This is a genomic window from Thermopolyspora sp. NPDC052614 (genome assembly GCF_040678635.1).
Taxonomy (GTDB): Bacteria; Actinomycetota; Actinomycetes; order Streptosporangiales; family Streptosporangiaceae; genus Thermopolyspora.
Map to the genome: position 1 here is coordinate 180,952 of NZ_JBFATZ010000002.1, position 14,846 is coordinate 195,797.

Here is a 14,846-nt window from a genome sequence, read left to right on the forward strand (position 1 = left end):
GGCGTCCTTTTGTTCACTGCGGATAGCCGAGCACGGCCTTGACTTCGAGGTACTCCTCGAAGCCGAACCGTCCGAATTCCCGGCCGTTGCCGGACTGCTTGTAGCCGCCGAACGGCAGGCTGCGGTCGAACGGAGCGCCGTTGAGGTAGACGCGGCCCGCGCGGATGCGGTTGGCGATTCTGCGGGCGTGGTCGGGGTCCTTCGACTGCACGAAGCCCGCCAGTCCGTACGGCGTGTCGTTGGCGATCTCGACGGCCTCGTCCTCGGTCTCGTAGTGCATGATCGAGAGCACCGGGCCGAAGATCTCCTCGCGTGCGATCCGCATCTGCGGCGTGACGTCGCCGAATACGGTCGGGCGGACGTAGAAGCCCTTGTCGAGCCCGTCGGGGCGCCCCGGGCCGCCGACCACGAGCGTCGCGCCCTCGTCGATTCCCGACTGCACGAGCGTGGTGATCTTATCCAGCTGAGCCTGGCTCACCACGGGCCCCATCGTGGTCGCCGGATCGAACGGATCCCCGAGACGGACCTGTTCGACCGCACGTCGCGCGGCGGCGTACGCGTGGTCGCGCTGCGAGCGGTGCACGAGCATCCGCGTGGGCGACTGGCAGTTCTGGCCGCCGTTGGTGTAGCACGCGTGCACCCCGGCGACGACCGCGGACTCCAGGTCCGCGTCGGGCAGGATGATGTTGGCCGACTTGCCGCCGAGTTCGAGGGCGACGCGCTTCACCGTGTCGGCCGCGAGCTTGGAGACCCTGATGCCGGCGCCGGTCGAGCCGGTCAGCGAGACCATGTCGATGTCGGGGTGCGCCGCGATGGCCTCACCGACCGTGGGACCGTCGCCGTTGACGAGGTTGAACACGCCGGGCGGCAGGCCGGCGTCGTCGATGACCTCGGCGAGCACCATGGCGCTGAGCGGCGCGATCTCGCTTGGCTTGAGCACCACGGTGCATCCGGTGGCGAGGGCCGGGGCCACCTTCGACGCGACCTGGTTCAGCGGCCAGTTCCACGGTGTGATGAGACCGCAGACGCCGATCGGCTCGCGCCGTACGATCCCGGCGCCCATCGTCTCCTCGAAGCGGTAGTCCGCGAGCACGCGGGCCGCCTCCTCGAAGTGGAACAGCGCCACCGTGGCCTGGCGTTGCGTCGAGAACGTGATCGGCGCCCCCATCTCGCGCGTCATCGTCCGGGCGATCTCGGGCAGCCGAGCCCGGAAGCCGGAGCTGATCCGCTTGAGGTACTCCAGCCGTTGCTCCACGCTGACCTGCGAGTACGTGGCGAAGGCCGCGCGCGCCGCCGCCACCGCGCGGTCGACGTCCTCGGCCGTACCGAGGCTGATCTCCGCGAACGTCTCCTCGGTCGCGGGGTCGAGGACGCCCATCGTCCGCGGCGTGGCCGGATCGACCCACGTGCCCCCGATATAGAACTGGTGCCTGGTAAACATGTCGCTCTCCAGCCTCCTGATGAGCGTGGTCATGGTGTCGCCACGGTGAGCGGGACGTCGAGGCGCGAGCGGAGCTCGCGGAACGAGATCCCCCACGTCTCCCGGACGAGGACCTCCCCTCCGGTGATCTCGAACGTGGCGACGTCGGTATAGACCCGGTCCACGCACCGCAGCGCGGTGAGCGGATAGGTGCATTCCTTGACGAGTTTCGGCTCGCCGGTCCTGGTGAACAGCGACATCAGCACGAAGACCTGCTTGGCGCCCACGGCGAGGTCCATCGCCCCGCCGACCGCCGGGATCGCGTCGGGCTCGCCGGTATGCCAGTTGGCGAGATCCCCCGACGCCGAGACCTGGTAGGCGCCGAGAACGCACAGATCGAGGTGGCCGCCGCGCATCATGGCGAACGAGTCGGCGTGGTGGAAGTACGCGGCACCGGGCAGCTCGGTCACCGGGAACTTGCCGGCGTTGATCAGGTCGGGGTCGATCGCGTCGCCCGTCGCCGCCGGACCCATGCCGAGCATGCCGTTCTCGGTGTGCAGGATGACCTCCGACTCCGGGGGGAGGTGGTCGCCGACGGTCGTGGGCTGACCTATGCCGAGGTTGACGTACGCCCCGGGGGGAATGTCGCGCGCGAGCACCCGGGCCATCTCGTCCCGTCCGAGCGGGCCGCGGTCGGTGTGCTCGACGATGCTCTCGGACACCATGCTCATGACAACACCTGGCTCATGACAGTCACCTGGCTCATGGCAAAAACCTGGCTCATGGCAAAAACCTGGCTCATAACGACACCTGCACGATCCGGTCGACGTAGATGCCCGGGGTGACCACGGCCTCGGGATCCAGCGCTCCCGGCTCGACGACGTGCCGCACCTGCGCGATGGTGGTCGTCGCGGCCGTCGCCATGACGGGATTGAAGTTGCGTGCCGTCTTGCGGTAGACGAGGTTGCCGAGGGTGTCGGCGGTGTGGGCGCTGATGAGCGCCACGTCGGCGGCGATGGGCAGCTCGAGGACGTACGTCCGGCCGTTGATCTCGCGGGTCTCCTTTCCCTCCGCGAGGAGGGTCCCGACCCCGGTGCGGGTGTAGAAGGCGCCGATCCCGGCTCCGGCGGCGCGCATGCGCTCGGCCAGGTTCCCCTGCGGCACGAGCTCGAGCTCGATCTTCCCGCTGCGGTACAGCTCGTCGAAGACCCAGGAGTCCGTCTGCCGGGGGAACGAGCACACGATCTTCCGCACCCGCCCGGCCGCGAGCAGCGCCGCGATCCCGGTGTCCCCGTTGCCCGCGTTGTTCGACACGACGGTGAGGTCCCGCGCGCCCTGCCGGATCAACGCGTCGATCAGCTCGAACGGCACGCCGGCCGTGCCGAAGCCGCCGACCAGCACCGTCGAGCCGTCGGCGATGCCGCTGACCGCCTCGTCGACACAGGTGCACAGCAGCGTCATGACGCGACGTTCTCCAGCACGACCGCCAGCCCTTGGCCCACACCGATGCAGATGGCCGCCACGCCCCAGCGTTCGCCGGACTCCACGAGCCGCGCCGCGAGGGTCCCGAGAATGCGCCCGCCCGAGGCGCCCAGCGGGTGCCCGATGGCGATCGCCCCGCCCTTGGCGTTGACGAGTTCGGCGTCCCGCAGCCCGAGCCTGAGCCAGGCGTCGATGCAGGCGATCGACTGGACGGCGAACGCCTCGTTCAGCTCGACGGCGCCGATGTCGTCCCAGGTGATGCCCGCCCGCTTGAGCGCGCCGTTGGCGGCCTCGACCGGGGCGTAGCCGAACTGCTGCGGCTCCAGCGCCATCCAGCCGCGACCGGCGATCCGCGCGATCGGGTCACGACCGATGGTCGCGGCCGCGCTCGCCGAGCCCAGCAGGACCGCGCTCGCGCCGTCGTTCAACGGTGAGCAGTTGCCTGCGGTGATCGTCCCGTTGGGCCGGAACGCCGGCTTCAGCGCCGCCAGCTTCTCCAGCGAGGTGTCGGGACGGATGCTCTCGTCCTGGACCAGGTCGGTGCCGGGGACGGGCACCACGAGGTCGTCGTAGAAGCCCTTGGCCCACGCCTCCGCCGCGAGGCGGTGCGAGCGGGCGCCGAACTCGTCCTGCCGCTCGCGCGAGATCGAGAACTTCTCCTGCAACTGCTCGTTGCACTCGCCCAGCGAGACCGTCCACTCGGCGGGCATCCGCTTGTTCACCAGGCGCCAGCCCAGCGTCGTGGAGACGGCGGTGACGTCGCCCGCCGGGAACCGGCGCGACGGCTTCGGCAGGACCCACGGCGCCCGCGTCATCGACTCCACGCCTCCGGCGATCGTGATCTCCGCGTCGCCGACCTCGATCATGCGTGAGGCCATCATGGCGGCGTCCAGCGACGAGCCGCAGAGCCGGTTCACCGTGGTGGCGGTCACCGTAACGGGCATGCCCGCCAGCAGTACGGCCATCCGGCCGACGTTGCGATTGTCCTCGCCGGCGCCGTTGGCGTTGCCCCAGAACACGTCGTCGACCAGGCCGGGATCCAGGCCCGGCGTGCGGTCGAGAAGTCCCTTCAACGCGATCGCGGCCAGATCGTCGGTCCTCGTGTCGGCCAAGGCTCCGTTGAACCGGCCGAACGGGGTCCGGACCGACGCGTACACGTATGAGCTGCTCATCGGAGCGTCTCCACTTCCTGCCCCATCTCAGGAGGCGTCCTTCGCTTGCTTGCGGATGTCCTTGCCGATGTCCCTGCGGATGTCCCCGCGGATGTCGTCGTGGGAGGAGTCGTTGGTGGCGTCGAAGAGGTCGGTCGTGTAGGTGATCGCGTCCGAAGCCGTCGTGTCGTGCCAGTGCGGCAGGACGTGCCGCCCGACGAGGTCGAGCGTGTGGCGGGCGACCTCCGGCGGCATGCCGAACGGGGCGACCCGCAGTTGGACGGACGTGACCCCCGCCAAGACGTATCGAGTGATCGTCGCGTCGATCTCGTCGGGCGTGCCCACCATGGGGAACTCGGGCTGGGCGGGGCCGTCCGCACCCATCCACAAGCCCCGTTCGGTGTAGTAGTCGGTCGCGGCCTTCAGGTGGCGCGCGGCGAGCTCGCGGGCGGTGGCGGCGTTCTCGTGGACGACGCAGAACCTGGTGGTGGCGACCACTCCCTCCGTCGCGCCCGGCCGTCCGTCGCGATACGCCCAGTAGGCGGCCGACTGCTTGATCAACAGGTCGTCGCAGTAGTTCGTCGCGCCGTAGAACCCGTCGGCGAGCGTCGCGGCGCGACGGGCCGAGGCGGCCACCTTGCCGCCCACCAGGATCCGCGGCCCGCCGCGCCGTACCGGGGGTGGGATCGCCACCGGCGCGTCGGTGCCCGCGTCGGCGGACCAGGCGTCGCGCAGCAGCTTCAGCGTGGCGTCGAAGGCCGCGCCGGCCGGACCCGACGCGGGCAGCCCGGCCCGCCCCGCGACCTCCGAGCCGCCGAGCCCGAGCCCGAGGGTGAGCCTCCCGCCGCACAGCTGGTCGAGCAGCGCGGCCTCGTAGGCCAGCTTCTCCGGGCTGTACGCGCGCAGGAGCAGCACCGCCGAGCCCAGCGCCAGGGACGTCCGTCCGGCCAGATGTGCCAGGACCATCAGGGCGGACGGGAGGTGGAACGGCTGCGCGGCCGCGTGATAGCTCTCACCCACCCACGCGGAGTCGAAACCGTACCGCTCCGCGTGGGCGAGCAACGTGACCGCGCGATCCACCTGCGGGCGGACCGGCTCCCGGGAGCTCAAATCGAGCGCGACCCCCAGCCGCATTCAGCCGGCCTTCTGTGCTTGCTTGATGACATCGTCGTAGGAGAAGTCGTTGAACGCCTTGAACATCGCGTCGGTGTAGATCTCCTTCGCCGGGAACTTCGTGATCAGTCCGGCCGAGGCCATGAAGTCGAGCGCACGGGTGGCCGCGGCGTCGTCGATCCGGCCCAGGGTCTTGTCGTCGAAGCCCTGCCCGTCCAGGCGGACCTGGAGGACCTTGACCCCGTCGGCCAGCGCCTTCTCCTCCGGGTCGGACCCGCGGGTCTCCGGGTAGAGCTTCCACAGGTCGCGGATCGCGGCCTCGGGGTTGGCCTTGGCGAAGACGAACGCCTTCGCCACCGCACGACCGAACCGCTGGAGGATGTCCTTCTTGGCCTCAAGGTTCTTCCGGGTCGTCGCGAAGCCGCCGCCCCACGCGTCCGCCGTCGCCTCGACCGGAAGCGGCGTCAGGGTGACGCCGGCGTTCTTGACGAGCTGGTACTGGATGTCCCAGAGCGCCAGCGCATCGACCTGGCCGGTCTTGATGGCGTTGATCTGCTGGGCGCCGGCGCCGATCGGCACCAGGCTGGCGGCGTTCTCGCTCATCCCGTTGAGCTTCAACGCGGTCCGGGCGAACGTCGCGCCGGAGCTCGCGACCGCGGAGACGCCGATCTTCTTGCCCTTCAGGTCGGCGATGCTCTTGACGTCCGAGCCGTCCGGCACCTGCAGGCTGTAGATCCACTTCGCCCAGTACGAGCTGAAGTAGGTCAGGTCCAGGTTCTTGCCGTGCCCGATGGCCACGGGCTCGACCGTCATGAGGCCGAGGTCGGCCCCGCCGGCGGCGACCTGCTGGGCCGCCTGGGTGGCCGACGGGAAGAGGTTGGTCGTGACCTTCAGGCCCTCCTCCTTGTAGAAGCCCTCGGCTTCCACGACGGCCATGACCGCGTAGCCGGCGTTCCAGCTCGGGGACGCCATCGCGAACGTCACCGGCGTCAGCCCGCCGGACTTGGCCGGGCCGGCGGATTCGCTCTCGGAACCGCACGCACTCAGCGTCGCGGTCACGCACAGGATGGCGAACGCACTGCCGATGACCTTCACCGCTCGTCTGGTCTTCATGGTGAAACCTTCCCTCTTACTGGTTGGGGAGTGGGTAGGTGTCTTCGTTGAGCACCCGGCCCGGCGTCAGGGAGAAGTCCAGACGCGGCGGACAGAAGATGTCGATCAGCTGGTTGGTCCCCGCGCCCACGGCCTCGCTGGTGTGGATCATGGGCGGAGGGATCACGGCCACCGAAGGACTGCCGCACCGCAGGTGCCGGTCCTCGCGCCACTCGCTGCGACGCCGGGACCACGGGGTCCGCAGGTGGTGGATGTACTCCCCCTCCACGGCGAGCGAGCACTGCTCGAAGTCGTCGTGGTCGTGCGGCGAGAGGGTGTTGGGGTCACGCGGACCGATCCTGGGCGCCAGGAAGTTGACCATGAAGGTGGTGCACCGCACGATCTGGCCCGGCCGGATGGCGTCCTGCGTCACCTGCAGGTCGGCCAGTCGGTAGGGCCGGATGCGATAACCCTCCGGCGGTTGCGGCCACGGCTCGAACGGCTTGACGTTCGGGTGCGGCTCCGCGTACGACTCCCGGTTGCGCGCCTTGTCCAGCAGGTCGGTGGACCGAGAGCTGAACAACCGCACGACGGTGCAGTCGGCGACGCCGGCGATCGCGCTGCCGCCCGGCGGGACCATCACCACCGCCTTGCCCGAGACCTGCTCGACCTCCCCCGACGCACGGACCTCGACGTCGCACTCGTCGTAGGGGAGGATCACGACGTACTCGTCCGGCTGATCATTCCGTTCCAGCACGTCGCCGGCGACCAGCGTCGTGTAGGCGAGCACGAAGTTGTGTCCGCGGAAGTACCACGTCGACGATCCGCCAGGGGGCGTCTCGTCGGGATCGCCCTTACCGAGGTCGGAGAACTCCACATCGGGCGGAGTGGCCAGGGTGGTCATCGTCTGTCCCAATCAGTCGTAGGGGGGTCTGCCTGTGCGGCAGGCTCGCTGGTTGGCCGAGAGAGTCGATCGCTTTTTTCAGATGTCTTTCGAATCGGCGGCACAATGCCGGTTCACATACCGGTTCAGTCGTCCAGGCCGAGCAGGAAGGCCGGGTTGTCGCAGAAGACCTGCCGCAGCGACCTCTCGTCCAGGCCGAGGTCCAGCAGCGCGGTCGCGACGCGGATGTAGGAGTCCACCGGCAGCGGCCGATCCTTCTGACCGAGGTCGGAGGAGATCACGGTGTGCTCCGGGCCGATCTTCTCGATCCAGTCCAGGAGGAGCCTCGGGTCCCACTTCTTGGTCCCCTCGGGGTCGTAGAAGCCGGTCTCGTGCTCGATGAACGCTCCGTAGCCGACGAGCTCACGGCACTTGGCCACGTCCGCGCCGATGACGTAGTCGGGATGGTTGAGCAACATCCGGGTGACCCCCCTCTCCTTACCCGCGGCGAAGAGCCGGGTGATCGACTCGATCTCCATGTGACCGCCGGTCACCATCGCGCCGGTCTCCTTCACCAGGTCGAGCACCTCGTAGACCTCGGGGATGAGCTCACCGTCCTCCCCGTGAACATCCACCCGGGACGACGGCACCTCAACGCTCGCCGTGGGGAAGCCGACGCCCTCCGGATGGCAGTCGATGTGCCGGCCGGCCGAGAACGTCGGGAACCACACGGCCCTGCCCCCCATGCGCAGTGACATGGCCACCGCCTGCGGGTTGATGCCGCCGACCATGCTGTTCAGGGTGATGCCGCCGAAGACCGGGGTTTTGATCTTCGCCAGCCGGTCGCTCATCGCGAGCAGGTCCATGACGGTGTTGTGGTGGTGGGACTTCACCAGCACGCCCCGCATGTTGAGCCGCTCGCCGTCCTTGCCGGCCTCGGCGTGGTCGATGCGTCGAGGGAACGGGTTCGGCCCGGAATGGCAGTGCAGGTCAACGCAGCCGTCCAGCAGCTTGATGATGGCGGGTGTGTCAGTCACGAAGTCTCCAGGCGTCGGGGGTGTTCGCATCACAGACTGAGAGTTCGCTATCCGGTCTGTCAATAGGGCGCTTTCGGCGAACGCTGCATCGAAATCCCCAGGAGAATCTTGCAGTGAGACGTAGGTCACGCTTACCCTCTGTCCGTACTACGAACTAATCGCACTCTGAGTGGACAGTGAGGGCCTATGACGGAGGACCAGGTGGACAAGCCGGAGACCGGCCGCGAGCAGGACATCCAAGCGGTGAGCAGGACCGCGCAGATCCTGGGACTGTTCGGTCCGGAGACTCCGGAGCTCTCCGTCGCGGAGACCACCCGCCGGCTCGGCCTGAACCGCACCACGGTGCACCGCTACTTCAGCTCGATGATCAGCTCCGGCCTGCTCGAACGCGTGGAGGACTCCGCACTCGTCCGTCCCGGACGGTCGATCCTGCAGCTCGGCAGCTTCGCGCTGGGACAGCAGCGCATCATGCAGATGGCGCCGGCCTACATGCGCGAGCTCGTGCTCGACATCAAGGTCAGCGTCGTGCTGTCGTTGTGGGGCACCTCCGGCCCGGTGGTCTCGCTGGTGGAGGAGGCCGAGCATCCCACCCTGGTGACGGTACGCGTGGGCTCGCAGCTCGCCCTGGACTCCTCGCAGGCCAAGGTCTTCCTGGCCTTCCTCCCCGACCAGTTCCACGCCGACCGACTCACCGGCAGCCTCCCCGAACCCCAGCGCACCGAGACGCGCGGTCGTATCGAGGCGATCCGACAGGCCGGCATCACCAGCCACGTCAACCACCGCGGCATCTGCATCGTCGCGGCGCCGGTGTTCGCGGCGACCGGGATCTGCGCCACGATCGCGGCCGTCGGCACCGAGCGGATGCTGCCGGAGGCGCTGGACTCCCGAGAGGCCACGGCGGTGAAAACCGTATGCAAGCGACTGACCAAGGAGATGGGCGGCACCTGGCCCGCGGGGACCGCCTGATCGCCGCCGGCACGACAACCGAGGCGCGGGCAGCCTGCGCTCGAACCAGGTGAGGAATGACAGACATGCCGACCAGTACCGACACCGACTGCGTGATCCGCTTGGACTCGGTGTCCATGCTCTACCCGACGAAGTCCGGCGGGACCGTCCGGGCTCTCGACGACGTCTCCCTCAGCGTCCACGCAGGTGAGTTCATCTCCATCGTCGGCCCCAGCGGCTGCGGCAAGAGCACGCTGCTGCGGATCATCATGGGCCTGTCCCGCCAGACCTCCGGACAGGTCACCTTCGGGCAGTCGGAGGACACCCACCGCAACCGGCTCGGGATGGTCTTCCAGCAGCCGCTGCTGCTGCCCTGGCGCACCGTACGGAAGAACCTGCTGACCTCGCCGGACCTGCACCAGCGCCGGGACGCCGCGACCCACGCCAAGGCCGAGGAGCTGCTGGTGATGCTCGGCCTGGAGGAGTTCGGCGACCGGTACCCCAACGAGCTGTCCGGCGGGATGCAGCAGCGGGTCGGGATCGGCCGCGCCCTCATGCACGACCCGCGCATCCTGCTCATGGACGAGCCGTTCGGCGCCCTCGACGCGATGACCCGCGACCAGATGGGACTGGACCTGCTGAGGATCTGGGACCAGGACCGCAAGACCGTGCTGTTCGTGACGCACAGCATCCCCGAGGCGGTGCTCCTCGCCGACCGCGTCGTGGTGATGACGCCGCGACCCGGCCGGTTGGCGGACGTGGTCGAGGTCGGGCTCCCTCGGCCGCGGCGGCTGGAGAACATCAACACGCCCGAGTTCGGGGAGATCGTCCTGAAGATCCGCAAGCTGCTCGACTCCGAGCACAGCGCCCACTAGGAGACCTGATGTCCACCAACACCAAGCGCCACGCGGCCGACCGAGAGGCACTCGCCGTCACGGACGGCGAGACCGCGCCGGTGGGGGCGCCCACGAGCTCGGACGCCCCGGTCCGACGCCGACGCCGCCGAGTACCGGAGATCACCTACAGCGTGCTGGTGTTCATCGGGCTGTTGGTGGTCTGGCAGGTCGTCGTGGAGCTGTTCGACATCTCCACCGTCCTCGTCCCCGCGCCCACGGCCGTCGCCGCCTCCCTGGTCGAAGGCTTCCGGGACGGCAGCCTGATAACCAACTCGATCGTCACCCTGAAGGAGGTAATGATCGGGTTCGGCATCGCGGTCGGCGCGGCACTGACCTCCGCGGTGCTCATCACCCAGTTCCGGACGGTGGAGCGCGTGCTCTTCCCGCTGCTCATCCTGACCCAGACCATCCCGAAGGTCGCCATGGCGCCGCTGCTGATCGTCTGGTTCGGCATCGGGATCAGCTCGAAGGTGCTGACCGTGGCCCTGATCGCGTTCTTCCCCCTGCTCATCAACGCCATCCTGGGATTCCGGTCCGCCGCCTACGAGCAGGTCGAGATGCTCCGGTCCTTCGGCGCGTCCCGCATGCAGGTCATGCGGTACCTGCAGATCCCGTCGGCGCTTCCGCACATCTTCGCGGGACTGGAGGTCGCCGTCATCCTGTCCGTGACCGGCGCCGTAGTCGCGGAGTTCGTGGGCAGCTCCGAAGGTCTGGGCTACCTGATCCAGGCGACCAACTTCACCCTGGACGTGGCCAGGACCTTCGCGGTGATCGTCGTGCTGTCGGTCCTCGGCATCGCACTGCACGCGGTCGTCGTGCAGCTCGGCAAGTGGCTGGTCTTCTGGACCACCACCCCCACCGACGCCGCCGGCGAGGTCTGAGCCATGACATGGGTACGCGGAAGGGCGATCGTGAACGCGCCGAAGGCGCCCGTCGCCGAGGCGGGCGCCCGGTGAGCGCGCCACGGGTCGCCATCGTGACGGGCTCGAGCTCCGGGATCGGCGAAGGGATCGCCCGCGGGCTCGCGGCCGACGGCTTCACCGTCGTGGTGAACTCGGCCACCTCGGTCGACGCCGGTGAGCGGCTCGCGGCCGAGCTCCCGGGGGCGAGCTACGTCCAGGCCGACATCGCCGATCCCTCCGACGCCGTACGCCTGGTGGAGACGGCCGTGGCGCGGCACGGCCGGCTCGACCTGCTGGTGAACAACGCCGGGGTGTCGCGGCCCGTTCCGCACGCCGACCTGGACGCGATCACCCCTGACGACTGGCATCGGATCCTCGGCGTCAACGTCGTCGGGACGTGGCAGGTCTCCGTCGCCGCCGTGAAGGTCATGAAACCCGGCGGGCAGATCATCAACATCACCTCGGTGGGCGGCTCGCGCCCCCTCGGCAGCTCGATCCCCTACTCCGTCAGCAAGGCCGCGGTCGACCACCTGACCAGGCTGCTGGCCAAGGCCGTGGGTCCGAACATCCGGGTGAACGCGATCGCCCCGGGGCCGCTGCGGACCCGGCTGACCGCGGGCAGCCTCGCCGCGCGGGCGGCGCGCACCGCGGCGATGACGCCGCTGGGCCGGCTCGGGCAACCGTCCGACGTCGCGGCGATGGTCCTGGCGCTCACCAAGGCCCCCTTCGTCACCGGCGAGGTGATCAACGTCGACGGCGGCATCAACCTCTTCACCCACCTCGACGCGCCCCGCGCCGACGCGTGATCGCGCTACCCAGCGTCCAGTAGCGGGCGGATGTCCTCGGCCAGGGAGGCGATCTGGGCGCTTTCCGCGCCGCGGACGGGCTGCAGGATGACGGCGTCGGCGCCCGCGTCGGCGAGGCGGCGCAGGGCCGCGGCGCAGTCCTGCGGGGTGCCGGCGACGGCGAGGGCGTCGATGGCGGCGTCGGTGAGGTCGGCCTTGTACCAGGAGCGGAGCTGGACGGACATGGCCGGGTGGACGAGGGCCTCGGCGATCGTGTCGCGGAGGCGGGCCCGGGCGGTGTCGCCGTCGGAGTCGACGGAGAGCCAGGTGAAGACGGTGAGGCGGTGGTCCAGGCCCTTGGCGGCGGAGGCGATGTCGCCGATGTAGTCGAGGGCGGAGCCTTCCGCGAGGATGGTGCCGTTCGCGATGCGGCGGGCCAGGTCGAGGCCCTTGGGGCCGCGTACGCCGAGGCTCACCGGGGGCGGGACGGCCGGCGGGTGGGCGAGCCGTACCCGGTCCAGGTGCACGTGGGAGCCGTGGAAGGCGACCTGTTCGCCGTCGAGGAGGCGGCGCAGGGCGACCGTGACCTCCTCCAGGGCCGCCATCAGGCTCGCCGGATGCGCGCCCACCTGCGACAGCCACTCGGGCATGCCGTGGCCCACGCCCATGAGGAACCGGCCGGGGTGCAGGCGGGCCAACGTGGCGACCTCCATCGCCAGGTAGGCCACGTTGCGTACGGCGGCCGGGGCGATGCCGAGCCCGACCCGGACGCGGCGGGTGCGTTCGAGCGCCGCGGCCACCTGGGTGAAGCCGCCCGCCAGCCCGAGATCCTCGATCAGCCAGAACTCGTCCAGCCCCGCGGCCTCGACCCGGGGCGCCAGCTCCATCATCGCCTCGGCGGGCAGGTTGTCGACTTTGACCCCCAGGTCCATGCTCACTCCCGATCGTTGGCGTCGCCGCCGGGCCCGGACGGCAAGATCCATGGTGACATCACCCCGCGGCCGGGGGACCGCTGACCTTCGCGGCAATCCTTAGTGAGGCTATGCACTCCTATTTCGTTGTCTGGCCCTTTCGGACGCGACACTGACATCGACCGATGTGCCGGCGGCGGGGACGAGGTGGTGATCATTCGGGTCGTCGAGGAGTCGGCCGGGCGCGCGCTGCGGGAGATGGGCGACGGCTTCGTCGTGGTCGACGCCGATTGGCGGATCACCTACATCAACGCGGCGGCCGAGCGCATCATCGGCGCGCCGCGCGAGCCGGTGGGGCGGCCGCTGTGGGACATCCCGTGGTTCGCCTGCGATCCCGCGCTGGAGAACGACCTGCGCAGGGTGGCGGCCGAGGGAGTTCCCGCCGAGCGGGTGGTCAAGTGCCCGTACGACCAGGACTGGCATCGCGTCCGGCTCGCCCCGCTGCCCGACGGCCTGACGATCTACCTCACCGGCGTCGCCGAGCCGCGCGCGGCGGCCGAGTGGGCGACCGCTCAGCGCTCGGCCAGGGTCGAGGAGCTGACGATCGCGCTGGCCGACGCCCTCACGGCGCGGGATGTGATCGAGGTGACGAGGGATCGGGTGCTGCCCGCCTTCGGGGCGACCGGCCTGATCGTGGCGTTCCCGGAGGGCGAGCACCTGCACATCGCCCATGTCGTGGGCTACTCGGACCGGTTCTTCGGGACGCTGCCCCGCATGACCCTGTCGGACGAGGTGCCGCTCGTCCAGGCCGTACGCGACCGCGTCGCGACGTTCATCGAGAACAAGGAGCGGTTCGAGGAGCTCTACCCGATGCTGACCGGCGTCCCCGAGCGGGGGCACCGGCAGGCGTGGGCGTTCCTCCCGCTGATCGCCTCGGGCCAGGCGATCGGCAGTTGCATGCTCTCCTTCGAGAAGCCGCACCGGTTCAGCGCCGAGGAACGCGGGCTGCTCATCGCGGTCAGCGGCCTGCTCGCCCAGGCGCTGGAGCGGGCCCGCCTGTTCGACGCCGAGCACGACCGCGCCCGGCAGCTGCAACGCGGGCTGCTGCCCCGCAGGCTGCCCCGGCTCCCCGCCGCCGTGGCCGCCGCCCGTTACCTGCCCGCCGCCAAGGAGATGGAGGTCGGCGGCGACTGGTACGACGTGATCCCGCTGTCGGCCGAGCGGGTCGCGCTGGTCATCGGCGACGTGATGGGCCACGGCGTGCCCGAGGCGGTCACGATGGGGCGGGTCCGTACGGCGGTGCGCACCCTGGCCGACCTCGAACTGTCGCCCGACGAGCTGCTCGCCCACCTCAACGACCTGGTCAACGACTTCGGCGACGAGTTCTTCGTGACCTGCCTGTACATGGTGTACGACCCGGTCGGCCGCGAGTGCGTGTTCGCCCGCGCGGGGCATCCGCCGCCCGCCGTGGTGACCCCGGACGGCGCCGTGCGCTTCGCCGAGGGCACCCCCGATCCGCCGCTGGGCGCCGCCGTCCCGCCCTTCGACACCGTCACGATGACGCTGCCGGAGGGCAGCCTGCTCGTCCTCTACACCGACGGCCTGGTCGAGTCCGCCACCCTGGAGAGCGACCAGGGCATGGCCGAGCTGGCGGACGCCCTCGCCGCCGCCGTCGCCCCGCGGGCCCACCCGCCCGAGCCCGGCCACCCGCCGGACGGCCCCAGATATCCCGATCTGGAGGTCCTCTGCGACACCCTGACGTCCACGCTGCTCCCGGCCCGGCAGCCGACCACCGACGACATCGCCCTGCTGGTCGTCCGCCCCGGCGTGCTCGACGGCGACCACGTCGCCACCTGGGACCTGCCGGAGGAGCCCACCGCAGCGGGCCTGGCCCGCCACCGCGTCCGCGCCCGGTTGGCCGCCTGGGGCCTGGAGGAACTGACCATGACCACGGAGCTGCTCGTCAGCGAGCTGGTCGGCAACGTGGTCCGGCACGCTCGGGGGCCGATCCGGCTGCGGTTGCTGCGCGGCCGGGTGCTCACCTGCGAGGTGTCGGACGGCAGCCTCACCACTCCGCGCATCCGCCGTCCCGCCGTCACCGACGAGGGGGGCAGGGGACTGCAACTGGTCGCCGCCCTCGCGCACCGCTGGGGCACCCGCTACACCGCCGACGGCAAGTGCATCTGGACCGAGCAGCTCCTGTACCCGGACCGCTGAGCCGCCGCCGGG

14 protein-coding genes are annotated in these 14,846 nt (G+C 70.0%); 5 read left to right on the forward strand and 9 right to left on the reverse strand.

Annotated features, from left to right (window positions below; genetic code table 11):
- Window positions 1-13: 13 nt before the first annotated feature.
- The 8 genes from AB0K60_RS04330 to AB0K60_RS04365 form a co-directional block, all read right to left on the reverse strand.
- Entirely contained in the window at window positions 14-1,474 is a 1,461-nt protein-coding gene (locus AB0K60_RS04330; RefSeq protein ID WP_364048454.1) for an aldehyde dehydrogenase family protein, read from the reverse strand.
- Window positions 1,471-2,151: a 3-oxoacid CoA-transferase subunit B gene (locus AB0K60_RS04335; protein ID WP_364048456.1), complete on the reverse strand. Its 681-nt coding sequence runs from the start codon at window positions 2,149-2,151 to the stop codon at window positions 1,471-1,473. Before AB0K60_RS04335 ends, AB0K60_RS04330 begins: the two co-directional genes overlap by 4 nt.
- Before the next feature lie 67 nt (window positions 2,152-2,218).
- Window positions 2,219-2,881, reverse strand: a complete 663-nt coding sequence (locus AB0K60_RS04340; protein WP_364048458.1) for a 3-oxoacid CoA-transferase subunit A — start codon at window positions 2,879-2,881, stop codon at window positions 2,219-2,221.
- Window positions 2,878-4,074, reverse strand: a complete 1,197-nt coding sequence (locus AB0K60_RS04345) for a thiolase family protein (RefSeq protein WP_364048460.1) — start codon at window positions 4,072-4,074, stop codon at window positions 2,878-2,880. Before AB0K60_RS04345 ends, AB0K60_RS04340 begins: the two co-directional genes overlap by 4 nt.
- Window positions 4,075-4,101: 27 nt before the next feature.
- Window positions 4,102-5,187, reverse strand: a complete 1,086-nt coding sequence (locus AB0K60_RS04350; RefSeq protein ID WP_364048462.1) for an LLM class flavin-dependent oxidoreductase — start codon at window positions 5,185-5,187, stop codon at window positions 4,102-4,104.
- Window positions 5,188-6,279 carry an ABC transporter substrate-binding protein gene (locus AB0K60_RS04355; RefSeq protein ID WP_364048464.1) on the reverse strand — a complete coding sequence of 364 codons (1,092 nt, stop codon included), beginning with the start codon at window positions 6,277-6,279 and terminating at the stop codon, window positions 5,188-5,190.
- A 16-nt stretch (window positions 6,280-6,295) separates the two neighbouring features.
- Window positions 6,296-7,162: a hypothetical protein gene (locus AB0K60_RS04360; RefSeq protein WP_364048466.1), complete on the reverse strand. Its 867-nt coding sequence runs from the start codon at window positions 7,160-7,162 to the stop codon at window positions 6,296-6,298.
- A gap of 125 nt (window positions 7,163-7,287) precedes the next feature.
- The gene (locus AB0K60_RS04365) at window positions 7,288-8,178 is read right to left on the reverse strand and encodes a DUF6282 family protein (protein ID WP_364048468.1); all 891 of its coding nucleotides are present in this window, start codon (window positions 8,176-8,178) and stop codon (window positions 7,288-7,290) included.
- Window positions 8,179-8,364: 186 nt separating this feature from the next.
- On the opposite strand from AB0K60_RS04365, the gene AB0K60_RS04370 reads away from it, so the two are divergent.
- The 4 genes from AB0K60_RS04370 (at window position 8,365) to AB0K60_RS04385 (ending at window position 11,727) form a co-directional block, all read left to right on the forward strand.
- Window positions 8,365-9,144: a helix-turn-helix domain-containing protein gene (locus tag AB0K60_RS04370; protein ID WP_364048470.1), complete on the forward strand. Its 780-nt coding sequence runs from the start codon at window positions 8,365-8,367 to the stop codon at window positions 9,142-9,144.
- Between the two features lie 65 nt (window positions 9,145-9,209).
- Window positions 9,210-9,998 carry an ABC transporter ATP-binding protein gene (locus AB0K60_RS04375; protein ID WP_364048472.1) on the forward strand — a complete coding sequence of 263 codons (789 nt, stop codon included), beginning with the start codon at window positions 9,210-9,212 and terminating at the stop codon, window positions 9,996-9,998.
- 8 nt (window positions 9,999-10,006) lie between these two features.
- The gene (locus AB0K60_RS04380; RefSeq protein ID WP_364048474.1) at window positions 10,007-10,900 is read left to right on the forward strand and encodes an ABC transporter permease; all 894 of its coding nucleotides are present in this window, start codon (window positions 10,007-10,009) and stop codon (window positions 10,898-10,900) included.
- A gap of 71 nt (window positions 10,901-10,971) precedes the next feature.
- Window positions 10,972-11,727, forward strand: coding sequence for an SDR family oxidoreductase (locus tag AB0K60_RS04385; RefSeq protein ID WP_364048476.1), 756 nt, complete (start codon window positions 10,972-10,974; stop codon window positions 11,725-11,727).
- Between the two features lie 5 nt (window positions 11,728-11,732).
- Here AB0K60_RS04385 and AB0K60_RS04390 read toward each other — a convergent pair whose 3' ends face one another.
- Window positions 11,733-12,638 carry an LLM class flavin-dependent oxidoreductase gene (locus AB0K60_RS04390; protein ID WP_364048478.1) on the reverse strand — a complete coding sequence of 302 codons (906 nt, stop codon included), beginning with the start codon at window positions 12,636-12,638 and terminating at the stop codon, window positions 11,733-11,735.
- A gap of 189 nt (window positions 12,639-12,827) precedes the next feature.
- Here AB0K60_RS04390 and AB0K60_RS04395 point away from each other — a divergent pair, with 189 nt between their 5' ends.
- Window positions 12,828-14,834: a SpoIIE family protein phosphatase gene (locus AB0K60_RS04395; RefSeq protein ID WP_364048480.1), complete on the forward strand. Its 2,007-nt coding sequence runs from the start codon at window positions 12,828-12,830 to the stop codon at window positions 14,832-14,834.
- Window positions 14,835-14,846 lie beyond the last annotated feature (12 nt).

Excerpts from the sequence above, each read along its gene's own strand:
- AB0K60_RS04330 (WP_364048454.1), bottom strand. The coding sequence starts at position 1,474 with ATGACCACGCTCATCAGGAGGCTGGAGAGCGACATGTTTACCAGGCAC.
- AB0K60_RS04335 (WP_364048456.1), bottom strand. The coding sequence starts at position 2,151 with ATGAGCATGGTGTCCGAGAGCATCGTCGAGCACACCGACCGCGGCCCG.
- AB0K60_RS04340 (WP_364048458.1), bottom strand. The coding sequence starts at position 2,881 with ATGACGCTGCTGTGCACCTGTGTCGACGAGGCGGTCAGCGGCATCGCC.
- AB0K60_RS04345 (WP_364048460.1), bottom strand. The coding sequence starts at position 4,074 with ATGAGCAGCTCATACGTGTACGCGTCGGTCCGGACCCCGTTCGGCCGG.
- AB0K60_RS04350 (WP_364048462.1), bottom strand. The coding sequence starts at position 5,187 with ATGCGGCTGGGGGTCGCGCTCGATTTGAGCTCCCGGGAGCCGGTCCGC.
- AB0K60_RS04355 (WP_364048464.1), bottom strand. The coding sequence starts at position 6,279 with ATGAAGACCAGACGAGCGGTGAAGGTCATCGGCAGTGCGTTCGCCATC.
- AB0K60_RS04360 (WP_364048466.1), bottom strand. The coding sequence starts at position 7,162 with ATGACCACCCTGGCCACTCCGCCCGATGTGGAGTTCTCCGACCTCGGT.
- AB0K60_RS04370 (WP_364048470.1), top strand. The coding sequence starts at position 8,365 with ATGACGGAGGACCAGGTGGACAAGCCGGAGACCGGCCGCGAGCAGGAC.
- AB0K60_RS04375 (WP_364048472.1), top strand. The coding sequence starts at position 9,210 with ATGCCGACCAGTACCGACACCGACTGCGTGATCCGCTTGGACTCGGTG.
- AB0K60_RS04380 (WP_364048474.1), top strand. The coding sequence starts at position 10,007 with ATGTCCACCAACACCAAGCGCCACGCGGCCGACCGAGAGGCACTCGCC.
- AB0K60_RS04390 (WP_364048478.1), bottom strand. The coding sequence starts at position 12,638 with ATGGACCTGGGGGTCAAAGTCGACAACCTGCCCGCCGAGGCGATGATG.